Annotated in this window: 18 protein-coding genes, 1 tRNA gene and 2 pseudogenes; 18 read left to right on the top strand and 3 right to left on the bottom strand. The window is 68.8% G+C overall.

From position 1 onward, the window contains the following. From AC04L7_RS02680 to AC04L7_RS02665, 4 genes are all read left to right on the top strand, one after another. The coding region (locus tag AC04L7_RS02680; RefSeq protein ID WP_475512481.1) for an arginine deiminase-related protein at positions 1 to 428 on the top strand (428 nt) is incomplete at its 5' end. A gap of 147 nt (positions 429 to 575) precedes the next feature. Next, the gene (locus AC04L7_RS02675) at positions 576 to 986 is read left to right on the top strand and encodes a hypothetical protein (RefSeq protein ID WP_296279384.1); all 411 of its coding nucleotides are present in this window, start codon (positions 576 to 578) and stop codon (positions 984 to 986) included. Positions 987 to 1,061: 75 nt separating this feature from the next. Further along, positions 1,062 to 1,748, top strand: coding sequence for a response regulator transcription factor (locus AC04L7_RS02670; protein ID WP_055937106.1), 687 nt, complete (start codon positions 1,062 to 1,064; stop codon positions 1,746 to 1,748). 28 nt (positions 1,749 to 1,776) lie between these two features. Beyond that, entirely contained in the window at positions 1,777 to 3,231 is a 1,455-nt protein-coding gene (locus AC04L7_RS02665) for an ATP-binding protein (protein ID WP_435996715.1), read from the top strand. 1 nt (position 3,232) lies between these two features. On the opposite strand, the pseudogene AC04L7_RS02660 reads toward AC04L7_RS02665, so the two are convergent. Next, a pseudogene (locus AC04L7_RS02660) lies at positions 3,233 to 4,046 on the bottom strand (M90 family metallopeptidase). Continuing rightward, complete coding sequence (locus AC04L7_RS02655) at positions 4,013 to 4,333, bottom strand: hypothetical protein (protein WP_296279391.1); 321 nt, start codon at positions 4,331 to 4,333, stop codon at positions 4,013 to 4,015. The pseudogene AC04L7_RS02660 and the gene AC04L7_RS02655 overlap by 34 nt, the downstream one beginning before the upstream one ends. A 192-nt stretch (positions 4,334 to 4,525) precedes the next feature. On the opposite strand from AC04L7_RS02655, the gene AC04L7_RS02650 reads away from it, so the two are divergent. The 10 genes from AC04L7_RS02650 (at position 4,526) to AC04L7_RS02605 (ending at position 11,551) form a co-directional block, all read left to right on the top strand. Next, positions 4,526 to 6,340: a DegV family protein gene (locus AC04L7_RS02650; RefSeq protein ID WP_475512480.1), complete on the top strand. Its 1,815-nt coding sequence runs from the start codon at positions 4,526 to 4,528 to the stop codon at positions 6,338 to 6,340. Positions 6,341 to 6,372: 32 nt separating this feature from the next. Beyond that, complete coding sequence (gene plsY / locus AC04L7_RS02645) at positions 6,373 to 6,999, top strand: glycerol-3-phosphate 1-O-acyltransferase PlsY (RefSeq protein WP_435996720.1); 627 nt, start codon at positions 6,373 to 6,375, stop codon at positions 6,997 to 6,999. Beyond that, positions 6,957 to 7,958 carry a bifunctional biotin--[acetyl-CoA-carboxylase] ligase/biotin operon repressor BirA gene (gene birA / locus AC04L7_RS02640; protein WP_436000937.1) on the top strand — a complete coding sequence of 334 codons (1,002 nt, stop codon included), beginning with the start codon at positions 6,957 to 6,959 and terminating at the stop codon, positions 7,956 to 7,958. The genes plsY and birA overlap by 43 nt, the downstream gene beginning before the upstream one ends. Continuing rightward, complete coding sequence (locus AC04L7_RS02635) at positions 7,955 to 8,692, top strand: type III pantothenate kinase (protein ID WP_435996722.1); 738 nt, start codon at positions 7,955 to 7,957, stop codon at positions 8,690 to 8,692. The genes birA and AC04L7_RS02635 overlap by 4 nt, the downstream gene beginning before the upstream one ends. Before the next feature lie 19 nt (positions 8,693 to 8,711). Beyond that, positions 8,712 to 9,368, top strand: a complete 657-nt coding sequence (locus AC04L7_RS02630; protein WP_435996724.1) for an SPOR domain-containing protein — start codon at positions 8,712 to 8,714, stop codon at positions 9,366 to 9,368. 12 nt (positions 9,369 to 9,380) lie between these two features. Then, a tRNA-Thr gene (locus AC04L7_RS02625) sits at positions 9,381 to 9,456 on the top strand. A 97-nt stretch (positions 9,457 to 9,553) separates the two neighbouring features. After that, positions 9,554 to 10,477: an arginase gene (gene rocF / locus AC04L7_RS02620; RefSeq protein WP_475512479.1), complete on the top strand. Its 924-nt coding sequence runs from the start codon at positions 9,554 to 9,556 to the stop codon at positions 10,475 to 10,477. A 148-nt stretch (positions 10,478 to 10,625) separates the two neighbouring features. Next, positions 10,626 to 10,778 carry an entericidin A/B family lipoprotein gene (locus AC04L7_RS02615; protein ID WP_055937078.1) on the top strand — a complete coding sequence of 51 codons (153 nt, stop codon included), beginning with the start codon at positions 10,626 to 10,628 and terminating at the stop codon, positions 10,776 to 10,778. A 201-nt stretch (positions 10,779 to 10,979) separates the two neighbouring features. Further along, complete coding sequence (locus AC04L7_RS02610) at positions 10,980 to 11,114, top strand: entericidin A/B family lipoprotein (protein ID WP_055937075.1); 135 nt, start codon at positions 10,980 to 10,982, stop codon at positions 11,112 to 11,114. Positions 11,115 to 11,329: 215 nt separating this feature from the next. After that, on the top strand, positions 11,330 to 11,551 hold the full coding sequence (locus AC04L7_RS02605; RefSeq protein ID WP_296279403.1) for a CsbD family protein: 222 nt from the start codon (positions 11,330 to 11,332) through the stop codon (positions 11,549 to 11,551). A gap of 63 nt (positions 11,552 to 11,614) precedes the next feature. On the opposite strand, the gene AC04L7_RS02600 is transcribed toward AC04L7_RS02605, so the two are convergent. Further along, complete coding sequence (locus AC04L7_RS02600) at positions 11,615 to 12,418, bottom strand: hypothetical protein (protein ID WP_435996730.1); 804 nt, start codon at positions 12,416 to 12,418, stop codon at positions 11,615 to 11,617. A gap of 191 nt (positions 12,419 to 12,609) precedes the next feature. On the opposite strand from AC04L7_RS02600, the gene AC04L7_RS02595 reads away from it, so the two are divergent. The 4 genes and pseudogenes from AC04L7_RS02595 to AC04L7_RS02580 all read left to right on the top strand — a co-directional run. Beyond that, positions 12,610 to 13,905, top strand: coding sequence for a tryptophan--tRNA ligase (locus tag AC04L7_RS02595; RefSeq protein ID WP_435996732.1), 1,296 nt, complete (start codon positions 12,610 to 12,612; stop codon positions 13,903 to 13,905). Positions 13,906 to 13,908: 3 nt separating this feature from the next. After that, the gene (locus AC04L7_RS02590) at positions 13,909 to 14,208 is read left to right on the top strand and encodes a hypothetical protein (protein ID WP_435996734.1); all 300 of its coding nucleotides are present in this window, start codon (positions 13,909 to 13,911) and stop codon (positions 14,206 to 14,208) included. Positions 14,209 to 14,302: 94 nt separating this feature from the next. Continuing rightward, positions 14,303 to 15,232: an MBL fold metallo-hydrolase gene (locus AC04L7_RS02585; RefSeq protein ID WP_435996736.1), complete on the top strand. Its 930-nt coding sequence runs from the start codon at positions 14,303 to 14,305 to the stop codon at positions 15,230 to 15,232. 141 nt (positions 15,233 to 15,373) lie between these two features. After that, positions 15,374 to 15,731: pseudogene (locus AC04L7_RS02580) on the top strand (peptidase M20); the annotation flags it as partial.

Genomic DNA, 15,731 nt, shown 5'->3' with positions numbered 1-15,731 from the left:
GGTTGTCCGAACGCTGCGACGAAACAGGGGCGGCGAGGATGCACGAGGCGTTCGGACTGCGTGCCACCTTGACGTTCGACCTGGCTCCCGGCGAGTACCACACCAACGTGGTGTTGGCGGTGCTGGCCGGCCGGGTCGCGCTGGTGCACCAAGAGGGGTTGGTGTCCCCTGGGCTGGTGGCCGCACTGGACGCGCTGTATCCCGATCAGGTGGTCGAATTGGATGCGGCGGAGCAGGCGGCCTTCGCCGGCAATGCCATCTCGCTGACCGAGGGCAGGGTCTGGATGAGCCGGCGTGCACATGCAGCCCTCCGTCCCTCCTCGCTGGCGCGCCTGGCCGCCGCGGGACTGGCGGTGCATAGCGTGGCGCTGGACGCGATAGAAGCAGGCGGCGGTTCGCTAAGGTGTTGTGTTGCCGAGGTTTTCTGACGATTCAGCTGGCTGAATGCGGGGCGTTGCCCTGTGGATAAATTCAGAACCGATTCACTGCCGCGGACCAAGACTGCGCTTCCATTCTCCAGAGGCGGTTTCGGGTTTCGTTCAGTTTCGCGAACCCACTTCCGTTACGATTCCGTTATGCGTTTTCGTGCCCCGACCCTCGCCGCCCTTGCCCTGGCGGTCCTCGCCGCCCTCGCCGGCACCCATGCGGTGCAGGCGCAGGACGAGCGTGGCCGCAACGACGGTCCGCCGCCCCGCGAGCGCGGCTTTCCGCGCAGCGATGACCGGGGCCACCGCAATTCCATGTCCGATTCGGTGCGCCGCGTGCGCAGTGAATCGGGCAATCAGGTGTTGAGCGTGGAGCGCATGCAGTACGACGGTCGCGATGTCACGCGCGTCAAGTACATCGACGAGCGTGGTCGCGTGCGCACGGAAACCCAGGACGACCGAGGGGCGTCGCGCCGCGACGCAGACTCGCCCGTTCGTCCGCGTCGCGATCTTGCGCCCCCTCCGCAGCCTGCACGCGGCGATAACCCCCCGCGCCCGTAGTCTTACGTAGAATCCAGGCTCAACAGAGCACGTCCCGCGCGGCCCGCTGCCGCGCCGCATTCCCAAGGAGAGTCCATGCGTATCCTGCTGGTCGAAGACGAAGCCCCCCTGCGTGAAACCCTTGCCGCGCGCCTCAAGCGCGAAGGCTTCGCGGTGGACGCGGCCCAGGACGGCGAAGAGGGCCTCTACATGGGCCGCGAAGTGCCGTTCGACGTGGGCATCATCGATCTCGGCCTGCCCAAGATGTCGGGCATGGAGCTGATCAAGGCGCTGCGCGACGAAGGCAAGAAATTCCCCGTGCTTATCCTGACGGCGCGTTCCAGCTGGCAGGACAAGGTGGAAGGCCTGAAGCAGGGTGCAGACGACTATCTGGTCAAGCCGTTCCATGTGGAAGAACTGCTGGCGCGCGTCAACGCGTTGCTGCGCCGTGCGGCGGGCTGGAGCAAGCCGACGCTGGAGTGCGGACCGGTCGCGCTCGACCTCGCTGCGCAGACAGTCAGCGTCAACGGCAGCAATGTCGACCTGACCAGCTACGAGTACAAGGTGCTCGAATACCTGATGATGCATGCCGGCGAGCTGGTCTCGAAGGCCGACCTGACCGAGCACATCTACCAGCAGGACTTCGATCGCGACTCGAACGTGCTGGAAGTGTTCATCGGCCGCCTGCGCAAGAAGCTGGATCCCGATGGCGAGCTGAAGCCGATCGAGACCGTGCGCGGCCGCGGCTATCGTTTCGCGATCCCGCGCAGCGGCGAAGGCTGATGTCCCGCGCCGGCATCGCCTGCACTTGATGCCTGCGCCACCGTCCGGCGCCGCGCCATCCGCCCCCGTCGGCCGTGACCGGTTCGACGGGTGGCGTCCGCGATCGTTGCGCGCGCGCCAGCTGCTGGCCGCCAGCCTCGCGCTGGTCGCGTTCCTTGCCCTAGCGGGCTACGCGCTGGACCGTGCGTTCGTCGACACCGCCGAGAACAACCTCCGCCAACGCCTGAAGAGCTATGCGCTCTACTACACCGACAAGGTGGAGTTCGGGCGCAACGGCACGCTGATTCCTCCCTACAACACGCCGGACCCGCGCTTCGACATGCCCGACAGCGGCATGTACGCGCAGGTGGTGCTGCAGGGCGTGCCGCCGTGGGGATCGAATTCGACCCTCGGTCCGGAATTGCCCGCCCCGCGCATGCTGGGCGCGCTCGAGGAGTCGTTCGAAGGGCCGTTGCCGATCCGCCGCGCCGATGGCAGCGACAGCGAGGCGTACCGGTATGGCGTGGGCTATGCGTGGCCGGCGACGCACCAGCACGCCGAGATCCCGTACAGCATCTACATCTTCGAGGATGCGCAGGCGCTGAGCGCGCAGATCCGCGTGTTCCGGGGTTCGCTGTGGGTGTACCTCGGCGGTGCCGGCGTGATCCTGCTGTTGCTGCAGATGCTGGTGTTGCGATGGAGCCTGCGCCCGCTGCGGCGGGTGATCTTCGAACTCAGCCGCGTGCAGCGCGGCGAGCTGTCGGGCATGACCGAGAGCCATCCCCGCGAGCTCGAGCCGCTGACCGACAGCATCAATGCCTTCATCGAAAGCGAGCGCGAGAACCTGGAGCGCCAGCGCAATACGCTGGCCGACCTGGCGCACAGCCTGAAGACGCCCATCGCGGTGCTGCGGACGCAGCTGGACAGCGGGGGAGGCGATCCGCAGGCCTTGCGCGAGGAGCTCGATGTGCAGCTGAAGCGCATGAACAACCTGGTCTCGTACCAGTTGGCGCGCGCGGCGTCGAGCGGACACAAGCTCTTCTCGGCCGCGGTACCCATCGAACCGCATGCCGAGGAAATCGTGCGCGGCCTGGAGAAGGTGTATGCGGCGAAGGGCGTGATCTGCGAATTCGAAATCGATCCGCGCGCCCGTTTCCACGGCGAGACCGGCGACCTGCAGGAGCTGATGGGCAACCTGCTCGAGAACGCGTTCAAGTGGGCGCGTTCGCGCGTGCTGCTGACGGTGATGGTGGGCGCGACGGCGCCGCAGCGTCGCCCCGGTGTGTTCATCGCCGTCGATGACGATGGCCCCGGCATCGCCGAGGACGACGTGGCGAAAGTCCTGCAACGCGGCGTGCGCGGCGACGAGCGCGTGCAGGGCCATGGCATTGGCCTCTCGATCGTGCAGGACCTGATCCGCGACTACCGCGGCGAGCTGCAGGTACGGCGCTCGGACGAACTGGGCGGTGCGCGCTTCGAAGTGCGCCTGCCGCCCGGACTCTGACTCATTCCGCGTCGGGCGCCATCGGCGAAGGGCCGTAGAAGCGTTGCAGGTGCGCCGCCACGTCCGGCATGGCCTCGGCCAGTATGTGCGGCGCGGAGAAGTGGTATTCCGTGACGACCGCGAAGAATTCTTCCGGCGCCTCGGCGGCGTAGGGATCGAGGGTGGTGTCGCGGCCCAGGTCGACCTGCATGCAGAAGTCGTCGTACGCGCGCTGGAAGTCGCGTGCCCAGCGGCCGCGCCACGCATCCGGAAGCGGCGGGGTGCCGTCGAGTTCGCCATCCAGCACGTCCAGCTTGTGCGCCATTTCGTGCACGGCCACGCAGAAACCGGCGTCCGGTTCGGCCAGGTCGGCCTGCACATCGGCCCACGACAGGATCAGCGGCCCATGGTCCCAGGCTTCGCCCGCGAGATCGTCTTCCCACTCGTGCAGCACGCCGGCGGCGTCGGTGTGCGTGCGCTGCACGCGGAAGGCGTCGGGGTAGACGATCAGCTGCAACCATCCGCGCAGGCCGGCTTCGCCGAACTCGAGCAGCGGAAGGCAGCACAGCGCGGCCAGTTGCGCCCGCTGCGCGTCGTCCAGGCGCAGTCCTGCCAAGGGCGTGATGGTCTTTCGATGCAGGAACAGCGCGGTCAAGGCGCGCAGCCGCGCCGCACGTACCTCATCCAGCGCAGACACCCACGGCGTGCCGGTGAGGACGGACTGCCACAGGTTGTCTTCAATCGTCGGGGGCGCGGGCCGCAGGCGGCGCAACAGTCCGATCACGGGGTGCCGACGTCCGCCTCAGCGGAACATGCCCGGCAGGAAGCTGTGCCACTTGGACCCGCGGTTGCGCGGTAGCGGGGTGTCGTCGTCGTCGCCACCGCCCCGCGTAGTGACGGGCGCCAGGGTTGCCGGCACGCCGTACTTGGTGCGGGCGGCATTCGCGCGAGCGCGACGGGGGTCCGAGGCAACCGGCACGGCATCGACCTGCCGTTCCGCAACCGCGCGGTCGGCGATCTCCGGACACGTGTCGACGTTGCCGTTGGCGAGGCCACGCCCGTTCTGGGCGAACGCCACGGCCGAAGCAGCCAGGAGCAGCAGGGCAAGGCTGGCGCGAAGCATCGGGGAGACTCCTGTCAGTCGGGTACAGCGGCCAGAGAACGCCGCCGACTATAGCCGGATTGGCGCCGGAGGGCATGGATCCTCGAGCGCTTTGCGACGAAACCGCGCCCCGCGGCGACGGACCGGGGGAAACCCGGCATGGGCTGCTGCGGCGCAACAGGGCGGCGCCCGCGCTTGCGGCAGACTCTTGCCATGCCCGCGCCCCACGACCGTCCCCTGACCGCCCCCGCCCTGCGCCTGGCGCTGATCGCCGGGGCCCGTCGGGTCATTGCGGCCCGGGATGGATTGAACCGCATCAACGTGTTCCCGGTCGCCGATGGCGATACCGGCAACAATCTCGCCTCGACGCTCGGCAGCGTGCTGCACGGCGCGCTCAGCCAGCCCAGCCAGCATGCCGGCGATTTGCTCAGCCGTGTCGGCAATGACGCGATCGATGGTGCGCGCGGCAATTCCGGCGCCATCCTGGCGCAGTTCCTCCATGGGGTGGCCGAGCACGTGCATGCATTGCCCGAACTGGACGCGCGTTCGCTGGCGGCCGCGGTGCGCCGCGGTGCGMAGAGCGCCCGGCAGGCGMTGGCCCAGCCGGTCGAGGGCACCATCCTCAGCGTCATCAGCGCCTTCGCCGACGAACTCGACGCGGCGGCGGACAGCGCGCAGCCCGACACGCGCAGCGGGTTCACGCGTGCGCTTATGCGCGCACGGCATGCGCTTGCCGACACGCCGCGCCAGATGGCGCTGCTGCAGAAGGCCGGCGTGGTCGATGCCGGCGCGCAGGGCTTCGTCGACCTGCTGGAGGGCATCGCCGAGTTCGTCGAAGGGGGGCCGCGCGCCGTGCGCGTGCGCGCCGGTGCGCCGGTCGCGGCGAACGACGCCGCCGCCCCCTTGGACCATGACCACGAGATCGACCCGGATCGCCGCTGGTGCACCGAATGCCTGCTGCTCGGCGAGGGCCTGGACCGCGAGCGCCTGCGCGCGGCGCTGGAGGCGATTGGCGCCGATTCCATCGTCATCGCGGGCGGTACCGCGCGCCTGCGCGTGCACGCGCATGCCGGATCGCCGCAGGCCTTGTTCGATGCCTGCGCGCAGCAAGGGCGCGTGGAAGGCATGAAGGCTGACGACATGATCCGGCAGCAGGCGGTCGCCGCTGCGCCGCAACCGCTCGTGGTGGTCACCGACAGTGCCGCCGACCTGCCGGACGACATCGCCGAGCGTTACGCGATCGGCGTGGTGCCGGCCCGGGTGGATCTGGACGGCCGCGATTACCTCGACAAGGTGGGGCTGTCGACGGCCGAGTTCTATCGGCGCATGGCGGCTTCGCGCCAGTTGCCGCGCACGAGCCAACCCCCGCCGGGGGATTTCCGCCGCCAGTTCGAACTGGCGCTCGCACATCATGCGCGCGTGCTGTACGTGGGCCTGTCGCGGGCGTTGTCGGGCACGCTGCAGTCCGGCGAGCATGCGGCGGCCCGCGACCCCGGCAGGCGCGTGCGCGTCTTCGATACGGTCAACGCGGCCTGCGGCCAGGCCCTGCTGGTCTGGCGCGCCGCCGAGCTGGCCGCGCTGGGGCATGACGAGGCGGAGGTGCTGGCCGAACTCGCGCGCCTGCGTCCGCAGACCCGCATGTGGGCCATCGCACCCGACATCTCCCACGCGGTGCGTGGGGGCCGCATTCCCCGCTGGGCGGCGCCGATCGCACGGCTCAGTGCGCTGACGCCGATGGCGAAGATGAGCGTCGACGGCCGCATGGTCGTCGCCGGGCTCCTGCTGACCCGCGATCGCGCACCCGAAGCGTTCGCACGGCGCGTTGCGCGACAACTGCCGGCGGGACAGCGCTGGCGCCTGATCGTCGGACACTGCGATGCGCGGCCCGAGGGCGAGCGCCTGCTGGCCGCACTGCGTGCGCGCGTGTCGATCAGCGAAGACCGGTTGGTGGAAACCGGGGCGGCGATCGGTGCACACGCCGGGCAGGGCGCGCTGATCGTGGCGGTGCAGCCGGCCGCCGATGCCTGAACCTGTGCGGGGGCGTGGCCCATAATGGCGCCATGCTGATCGCCTCCCTGCTGTTGCTGTCCGCCTATCTGGTCGGGTCCGTATCGGGCAGTCTGGTGCTGGGCCGCCTGCGAGGCGTGGACATCCGCACGCAGGGCAGCGGCAACGCCGGCGGCACCAATGCCTTCCGTACCCAGGGCGCGAAGTTCGCGCTGGGCGTGGTGCTGGTCGACATCGGGAAGGGCGCGCTGGCGGCATGGCTCGCGCTGGCCTTCGCGCCGGAGGACGGATCCGTGCCGCCGCGCGTGCTGGGCTTCATGGCGGCATTCGTGGCGGCGCTGGGCCATGTCTGGCCGGTGTGGCACGGCTTCCGCGGTGGCAAGGGGGTAGGCACGCTGTTGGGCGGCATGGCCGTGATGTGGCCGATGGCGCTGCTGCCCCTGTTCGCGGTTTGGGTGGTCGTGCTGGTGGCGACGGGCTACGTCGGCCTGGCGTCGATCGTCGCCACCGCCTGCCTGGTGCCGCTGTCGTGGTGGCTGCCGGTCGATCGCGCTGCACAGGTGTTCGCGATGGCCGCCGCGCTGCTGGTGCTGTTCACCCATCGGGTGAACGTCCGGCGCCTGCGCGATGGCACGGAATCGCGCTTCGAGCGCGTCCGTATCTGGCGCCGTCGCGCGTGAGCGGCGAACGCGAACTGCTGCAGCGCCTCATCGACGGCCCTGCGACAGGCGACGCGCTCGCGCGCGATACCGGGTTGACGCGTGCGGCGATGTGGAAGCGCATCGAAGCCTTGCGCGCAGGGGGAGTGCGCATCGACGCGCAGGCGGGGCGTGGCTATGCGCTGGCCGACGCGGTCGAGCTGCTGGATGCCCACCTGATCCGCGCGCGCATGCGGGATGCCGCCGCGTTGTCGTCGCTCGATGTGGCATGGGCCTTGGATTCCACCAACAGCGAGCTGCTGCGGCGCCCGGCACCGGAGCGCGGCGTGGAGGTGTTGTTGGCCGAACAGCAGACCGGGGGCCGCGGACGACGTGGCCGCCAGTGGGCATCGCCGATCGCGTCGAACCTCTACCTGTCGCTCTCGCGCCAGTTCTCGGGCGGGCTCGCCCGCCTGGCAGGCCTGAGCCTGGTGGTCGGCGTGGCCGTCGCGGAGGCGCTGCGGCAGGCCGGGTACGCCGCGGTAGGGGTGAAATGGCCCAACGACCTGCTGGCGCACGACCGGAAGCTGGGTGGCATCCTGGTGGAAGGGGGGGGCGAGCACGGCGGACCGGTACGTGCGGTGATCGGCATGGGCGTGAACGTGCGCATGCCGGCGCCGGTCGGTGCCACCATCGACCAGGCATGGACGGACTTGGCGAGCCTTGCCGAGGGCGCGCCATCGCGCAACACACTGGCGGCCCGACTGCTGGACGCCCTGCTGCCCGCGCTCGACCAGTTCGACCGTGATGGGCTTTCGCCCTTTCGCGCGCGCTACGCCGCGCTGGATGCACTGGCAGGACGTGCCGTCACCGTGCATGGATCGCAGGGCGACGAGCAGGGCGTGGCCGACGGCATCGGCGACGATGGCGCGTTGCGGGTCAGGATGGGCGAAGCGGTGAAGTACGTGCATGCGGGCGAGGTCAGCGTGAGGGCGATATGACGCAGTGGCTGTTCGATCTCGGAAATTCGCGGCTGAAATGCGCGCAACTGCACGACGATGGGAGCGCCGGGGACGTGCGGGCGATGGCGTATGAGGAAGGCCTGGCGGACGCGCTCGCGGCTACCGTGGGGCATGACGGAACGTCGGCCGTCCTCGCCAGCGTGGCGTCGCCGGTGCGCACGGCGATGGTCGTCGACTGGTTGACGACACGCTTCCAGACCGTATCCATCGCACGCACGCAGGCTGCATTGGCGGGCGTCCGTATCGCATATCCCTACCCTGCCCGGATGGGCGTGGACCGCTTCCTGGCCCTGCTCGGGGCGCGCCGGCGAGGTGCTGTCCCGTGGCTGGTCGTGGGGGTGGGCACGGCGATCACCGTGGACCTGCTCGATGGCCGCGGGCAACACCGGGGTGGGCGCATCGCGCCGTCGCCGCGCCTGATGCGCGATGCGCTGCAGGCCGCGGCCGCGCAACTGCCGGCATGCGGCGGCGACTATGTGGAGTTCGCCACGGAGACGGCCGATGCCTTGGCGTCCGGCTGCGAGGGCGCCGCGTTGGGGCTGATCGAGCGCAGCCTGCAGCAGGCGCATGCACTGCTGGGAGATCGGCCCGCCCTGCTGCTGCATGGCGGGGGTGCCCCCGGGCTGGCGTCGCAGTTGGATGCGCCGGCCGTGGCACCGGCACTCGTGCTCGAAGGACTGGCGGTGTGGGCACGTCTCGGTGCGGCCGCTTGAGCGCGGATAGAATCGCATCATGCTGATCCGCGCCCTGATCGTCTTGTTGGTCGTCCTGAATCTGGGAGCCGCCGCGTGGTGGCTGAGCCGCCCCGCGCCGTTGCCCGAACCGGAGCCGGTGCTTCCTGCAGGCGTCGCCCGCCTGCAATTGGTGGATGAAACGGGACCGGCGGCGCTTCCGTCATCCCCCACGGCCGCACCTTCGGCCACGCCTACCGCCTGCGTCAGCCTGGGGCCCTACACGAGCCAGGCTACCGCGACCCAGGCACAAGCCACGGCCGCCCGCCACCTGGTGCGCCCGCGCGTGCGTGAGGTCCCCGGCATGAGCGCCAGCGGCTATCAGGTGGTGATCCCGCCCGCAGCATCRCTGGAAGACGCACAGGCGGAAGCGGCGAAGATCGGTGCTGCCGGCTTCGACGACTTCCTCGTCGTGCGGCAGGGTGACCAGGCCAATGGCATCGCCCTGGGACGCTACCGCAGCCGCGACGCGGCGGAGCGTCGACTCGCCCAGCTGCAGGCAGCGGGCTTCGCCGCGCAACTGCAACCGGTCGGTCGCGCCGGGCCCGGCCTCTGGTGGCTGGATGCCGGCATCGTCGAGGGTACCGACCCCGCCGCACTCGCGCGCACGGCAGGCAGTGGGGAGCCGCAGCCGCTCGAATGCACCGCGCTGCGCTAGAATTGCGCCCGCGCCGCTTTAGCTCAGCTGGTAGAGCAACCGCCTTGTAAGCGGTAGGTCATCCGTTCGATTCGGATAAGCGGCACCACGCTTCCCCGCCTCGCCGTCGCGCCACGTGCTGCGATGCCACAGGCCCGTCATCGCCGACCGCATAGACTGTGCGCCTGTTTTCGCAGGACGTACCCATGAGTCGAGTCTTYCCCCCCGTCTCCCTGATCGGCGTTCCCACCGACGTCGGCGCCGGCCATCGCGGCGCCCGCATGGGCCCGGATGCACTGCGCATCGCCGGCCTGGGCGAGGCGCTGGCGGCGCGTGGCGTGGACGTCGTCGATACCGGCAACGTGCAGGGGCCCGCCAATCCCTGGACCGGTCCGGTCAGCGGCTACCGTCACCTCGACGAAGTGGTGGCATGGAACCGGGCGGTGATGGATGCCACCGCGGCGGAACTGGCGCGCAACCGTCTCCCGATCATGCTGGGGGGTGACCACTGCCTGGCGATGGGGTCCATCACGGCCGTGGCGCGACACTGTCGCCAGGCCGGCAAGAAGCTGCGCGTGCTGTGGCTGGACGCGCATTCGGATTTCAATACCAGCGACGTCACGCCGTCGGGCAACATCCACGGCATGCCGGTGGCGTGCCTGTGCGGCATCGGCCCGGATGCGCTGACGAAACTGGGTGGGGAGTCGCCGGCCATCACCCCGGCGATGGTCCGGCAGATCGGGATCCGCTCGGTCGATCCGGAGGAGAAGCGGCTCATCAAGGACCACCAGGTCGATGTGTACGACATGCGATACATCGACGAGGTCGGCATGAAGCGCACCATGGAAACGGCGCTGGAGGGGCTGGATGCCGATACCCACCTGCACGTGAGCTTCGACGTGGATTTCCTGGACCCCAGCATCGCGCCCGGCGTAGGCACCACGGTGCCCGGCGGGCCCAACTACCGCGAGGCGCAGCTGGTGATGGAGATGATCGYGGACACGCGGCTGATGGGTTCGCTGGACATCGTCGAACTGAATCCCGTGCTGGATCGCCGCAATCGCACTGCCAAGCTGACGGTGGACCTGGTGGAAAGCCTGTTCGGCAAATCCACCCTGATGCGCGACTAGGCCTGCCGGGACGAGGAAACTGCGCCTGAACGCGCCGGCAGGGGCTTCACGCGGCCTATACGCCACGACGACGAAGGTGCACGCACACGCCGCTGCGGTGTGGGACGCACCCGCATCGGCACCCCTTTTTCCACCCAGGAGATGACACATGAAGCGTGCAATGATGCTGCTGCTGACGGCGATGTTCTCGATGGCGGTCCTGTCGGGCTGCAACACCATGGCCGGTGCCGGCAAGGACGTGCAGAAGGTCGGCGAGAAGGTCGAGGACAAGGCCCAGGACTGCAAGGACGGCAAGTGCTGATGCATGCGGGTTGATGCGACCGCTCCTCGCGGAAGCGTTACAGGAAGGGGCCGGGCGACCGGCCCCTTTTGCTTGTCCGCCCGCGGCGCATGGTCAGCCTGCAGCCAGCGTGGTTGAATGACACTGCGGTCGTGGGGAGGCCGGGTCCCGCACCCGGTTCGGCTTGCCCCGGCCCGTGAATACTGTCCACAGGAGTCGCCTATGAAGCGTGTCGCCGCGTTGCTGATGTTGTCCCTGTTCTCCATCGCCGTGCTGTCCGGCTGCAACACCGTCAAGGGGTTCGGCAAGGACGTGCAGAAGGTGGGCGAAAAAGTCGAGGATTCCTCCGGCAAGTAAGCGCCGGCTTCCTCATGCGTCATCGAGACGGGCCGCCATGCGGCCCGTCTTTTTTTGCCTCGCCGCGTGTTCATTGCCGCGAAGGCGCCGTCATTCGACTGAACGAGCCCGCGTTTCCTAATACCGCGTTGACACGCGTTTGATCGGATGGGAACGCCTGCCTTGCGATGCTGTCCCCGCGGCGCCCCCTGCCGCTCACTCAATGAGGCAACACCATGAATCAGGACATCATCGCCGGCAACTGGAAGCAGCTGAAAGGYAAGATCCAGGCGAAGTGGGGCGATCTGACCGATGACGATTTCAAGGTCGCGGAAGGCAACGCGGAGTATCTCGAGGGCAGGCTGCAGGAGCGTTACGGTTACGATCGCGACCGCGCCCGCACCGAGGTCGCGGACTTCCAGCGCACGCTGCGTTCCGACAGCAGCTTCAAGCACTGAGCCATCCGCGTTTCGCGGACGCCGGAACAAGACGGGCCGCCCCAGGGCGGCCCGTCTTTTTTGTCAGCGGCGAGGAGGATCGGCGACGAATCCACCCGGGAAGGCACGTGGCGCATCGTCGCGCCAGATCGGGCCTTGGCGGTGGCGCGGCAGGATGCCCATCGCGACCAGTCGACGATGCTCGTCGTAGCGCAGTTCACTCACCTGTTCGGGCTGGCGGGTTGCGCGCTCGAAGCCGGTACGTGAGGTCGGGGCCCATTCCCGGCCACCATGGCCGGTGCCGATGCTTTGCTGGCGCGAATATTCGTCGGCAACGATGCTGCGCGATGATACGACAGGCGCCGCGGCTTCGGCTTCCGCCTGCTTGCTCATCGTCCCGCGGGCGATCGGCGGCGGTTCGTACTGCGGGTAGCGGTAGGCAGGCGCTTCGCGGAATGCCGCTACGCCGATGACACCGACGTTGCGTTGACGCCCAGTACGCGCGGCGTAGCTGTCGCCCAGATCGGTGAACACGAACTGCGCCACGTCGTCCATCGACTTCCGCCAGCCGTTGATCTCGGTGGTCTGCCATGGCTCCAGTACATAGCCGGCTTGTGAGGGGTTCGCTGTCTGGCCGGTGACGGCGTTGATGCCGTCCACCGACAGCACGACCAGCACGCGCTCGCCGGTGGTGTTGGCCAGCCGCACGCTGTAGCGATGACCAGGCATGCCGGCGACCCAGAGCTCACCGCGATGCGGGTACCGTGCCAGCGATTCGCCAGTGTCGCGGTCGACCACGCTGACGTCCACCAATGGGCGGGCATGAGACGGGGCGCACGCGGCGAGCAACGCCAGCGTGGCCAGGGAAGCAAGGAAGCGATGCAGCATGTCCGTTCTCCAGGTGGGGACGATGCTGGGAACGGATCGTCGGCGGCAGTGGGGTTGCCTGGAACGGCGATGCCTGCCCCGGTTAAGCCGCCAGTGGGCCGCGCCTGCGACGCCGTGTCGCAGGCCGGCCACCGGCATCGCCCGCCCCCAGCCGGTAAACTGGCCGCTTTCCCGCATTCCCCGCTTCGCACATGACCACCCGCGTCCTTACCGGCATCACCACCTCGGGCACGCCGCACCTGGGCAACTACGTCGGCGCCGTGCGCCCCGCCGTGGCCGCCAGCCGTGCCTCGGACACGGAGAGCTTCTACTTCCTGGCCGACCTGCACAGCCTGATCAAGGCCCAGGACCCGGCGCGCACCCAGCGCTCCACGCTGGAGATCGCGGCGACCTGGCTGGCCTGCGGCCTGGAACCGGACAAGGTCTGGTTCTACCGCCAGAGCGACGTGCCGGAGATCACCGAGCTCACGTGGTTCCTGACCTGCGTGGCGGGCAAGGGCATCCTCAACCGCGCGCATGCGTACAAGGCCGCGGTGGACAAGAACAACGCCGACGGTGAAGACCCGGATGCGGGCGTCAGCGCGGGCCTCTTCATGTACCCGGTGCTGATGGCGGCAGACATCCTGATCTTCAACGCGCACCAGGTGCCGGTGGGTCGCGACCAGATCCAGCATATCGAGATGGCGCGCGACTTCGGCCAGCGCTTCAACCACGTCTACGGCAAGGAGTACTTCACCCTGCCGGAGGCGCTGATCGACGACAACGTCGCCACGCTGCCCGGCCTGGACGGGCGCAAGATGAGCAAGAGCTACAACAACACCATCCCGCTGTTCGCGCCGCGCGAGGAGCTCAGGAAACTGGTGTTCTCCATCCTGACCGACTCGCGCGGACCCGGCGAGCCGAAGGACACCGAAGGTTCGGCGCTGTTCCAGCTGTATCAGGCCTTCGGCAGCGCCGAGGAAACGCGCGCGTTCGCCCAGAAGTTCGCCGACGGCATCAGCTGGGGCGATGCCAAGCAGCAGCTGTTCGAACGCATCGATGCGGAAATCGCACCGCTGCGCGAGAAGTACGAAGCGCTGATGGCCAAGCCGGCCGACATCGAAGCCATCCTGCGCGACGGCGCCCGCCGCCTGCGCGAACGCTATGCCACGCCGCTGCTGGCCGAGCTGCGCCATGCGGTGGGCCTGCGTGACCTGTCCCAGCAGCCGGTAGTCGAGGCGAAGGCCACGGCATCGAAGGCCGCGCTGCCGGCGTTCAAGCAGTACCGCGATACCGATGGCCGCTTCTACTTCAAGCTCACGGACGCCGAGGGCAACGTGCTGGTGCAGAGCAACGGCTTCGATTCGCCGAAGGACGCCGGCAAGCTGATCGGTGTGCTCAAGCAGGCCGAGCAGGCGGACGCGATGGAGACGCCGGAGATCGTGCTGCAGGTCCCCGCCGGTGATGTGCTCGCGGCGTTGGCCGCGCTGCGCGCCGCGGAGGCCTGAGCCATGCCGTACCTGGCGGTCATCCTGTTCCTGCCGTGGTTCCTGTTGCTGGGATCGTTGTACTGGCTGTTCCCGCGTCAGCCGCGCAACGGGCGCCGCAAGGGCTTCGATCTCGCGGCGCTCGCGGTGGCCTTCGTGCTCAGCTTCATCGGCATGCAGTGGGGATACGCGCTGGGTGCGTCCGATGTGGGCACCGGCGCGATCTGGAAGCAGGTGCTGGCGACGCTCGTCGCCTACGGTGCTTTCCTGTTCGTGYTGACGTTGGCGGTACCGCTGCGCGGCTGGTGGTTGTCGCGCGGTTGACCTGCGCGTGGATGGCGGGTTCCACCAAAGGCGGGTCGTGCTGCCGCGGATCGCGGACTAGAATCGGGTCATCCGTCCCCACACAGGCCCGCGGATGAGCCTCCACGGCATCCATACCATCGACACCGCGTTCCAGCGCGACCACTTCGACGCCGCCTACCTGATCGTCGAGGAAGGTCGCGGTGCGTTCATCGATTGCGGCACCAACCATTCCGTGCCGCTGTTGCTGGCGGCGGCGCAGCGCGCCGGCCTCGCCGCTGCCGACATCGAGCTGCTGATCGTCACCCACGTGCACCTGGACCATGCCGGTGGCGCTGGCCTGCTGATGCAGCACTTGCCGAACGCCACGCTGGTCGCACACCCGCGTGCGGCGCCGCACCTCATCGACCCTGGGAAGCTCATCGCTGGGGCGACCGCGGTGTATGGCGAAGAAGAGATGCAGCGCAGCTACGGCGCCATCCAGCCGGTGCCGGAGGCGCGCGTGCACATCGTCGAGGATGGCGAGACGGTGCTGTTGGCCGGCCGCGCGCTGGAATGCATCGATACGCCGGGGCATGCGCGCCACCACCACTGCATCTGGGATGCGCGCAGCCGCAGTTGGTTCACCGGCGACACGTTCGGGCTTTCGTATCGCGAACTGGACGGACCACACGGCGCCTTCATCCTGCCGACCACCACGCCCGTGCAATTCGAACCCGGGGCGCTGAAGGCCAGCATCGCGCGCATGGTCGAGCGCGCGCCGGAGGCCATGTACCTCACCCACTACGGGCCCTTGTCCGACGTACCGCGCCTGGCGCAGTCGCTGTACGAACAGATCGATGCGATGGTGGCCATCGCCGACGCCTGCGACGGGCGTGCGGATCGTCATCGCTGCATCGCCGCCGCACTGTCGGCGCTGTACCTCGAGCGCGCCCATGCCCAGCAGGTGCCGCTGGCGGACGAGGACGTGCTGAGCCTGCTCGCCATGGATGTCGAACTCAATGCGCAGGGTCTGGGCGTGTGGCTGGATCGTGGGCGGCCGTGACGCGCCGGCGACGCTGAATCTCTGCTCTCGTGGGAGCGACCTAAGTCGCGATGATGCCTCGTTGGCGCTCCATCGCGACTTACGTCGCTCCCACATCGATCCTTTAGACTCGCGACGTCTGCCGGATGAACCAGAATACACATGAAGCATGCCCTCCCGTTGCTGCTCCTCTCGCTCGGCACGCCCTCAGCTTTCGCCGCCGACATCCCCGGCGGCGGCATCAATGCCGACAACCTGTCGCGGCATGTGCGCGTGCTTGCGTCGGACGAGTTCGAGGGCCGTGCACCGGCGACGCGCGGTGAAGAGAAGACCGTCGCCTATATCGTCGACGAATTGAAGAGGGCGGGCGTCCGCCCCGGCGGCGAGCAAGGCACCTGGACGCAGGACGTGCCGCTGGTGCGTGCGCAGGTGGATGGCACGGTGACGGCATCCCTTCGCATCGGCGGCAAGACGCAGGTGCTCGCCAATGGCGATGACGTTGTTCTGCAGAGCCTGAGCC

Source organism: Pseudoxanthomonas sp. LjRoot204_2 (assembly GCF_056175765.1).
This window is presented reverse-complemented; position numbering and strand designations above follow the sequence as displayed.

Excerpts from the sequence above, each read along its gene's own strand:
- AC04L7_RS02675 (WP_296279384.1), top strand. The coding sequence starts at position 576 with ATGCGTTTTCGTGCCCCGACCCTCGCCGCCCTTGCCCTGGCGGTCCTC.
- AC04L7_RS02670 (WP_055937106.1), top strand. The coding sequence starts at position 1,062 with ATGCGTATCCTGCTGGTCGAAGACGAAGCCCCCCTGCGTGAAACCCTT.
- AC04L7_RS02665 (WP_435996715.1), top strand. The coding sequence starts at position 1,777 with ATGCCTGCGCCACCGTCCGGCGCCGCGCCATCCGCCCCCGTCGGCCGT.
- AC04L7_RS02655 (WP_296279391.1), bottom strand. The coding sequence starts at position 4,333 with ATGCTTCGCGCCAGCCTTGCCCTGCTGCTCCTGGCTGCTTCGGCCGTG.
- plsY (WP_435996720.1), top strand. The coding sequence starts at position 6,373 with ATGCTGATCGCCTCCCTGCTGTTGCTGTCCGCCTATCTGGTCGGGTCC.
- AC04L7_RS02635 (WP_435996722.1), top strand. The coding sequence starts at position 7,955 with ATGACGCAGTGGCTGTTCGATCTCGGAAATTCGCGGCTGAAATGCGCG.
- AC04L7_RS02615 (WP_055937078.1), top strand. The coding sequence starts at position 10,626 with ATGAAGCGTGCAATGATGCTGCTGCTGACGGCGATGTTCTCGATGGCG.
- AC04L7_RS02610 (WP_055937075.1), top strand. The coding sequence starts at position 10,980 with ATGAAGCGTGTCGCCGCGTTGCTGATGTTGTCCCTGTTCTCCATCGCC.
- AC04L7_RS02600 (WP_435996730.1), bottom strand. The coding sequence starts at position 12,418 with ATGCTGCATCGCTTCCTTGCTTCCCTGGCCACGCTGGCGTTGCTCGCC.
- AC04L7_RS02595 (WP_435996732.1), top strand. The coding sequence starts at position 12,610 with ATGACCACCCGCGTCCTTACCGGCATCACCACCTCGGGCACGCCGCAC.
- AC04L7_RS02585 (WP_435996736.1), top strand. The coding sequence starts at position 14,303 with ATGAGCCTCCACGGCATCCATACCATCGACACCGCGTTCCAGCGCGAC.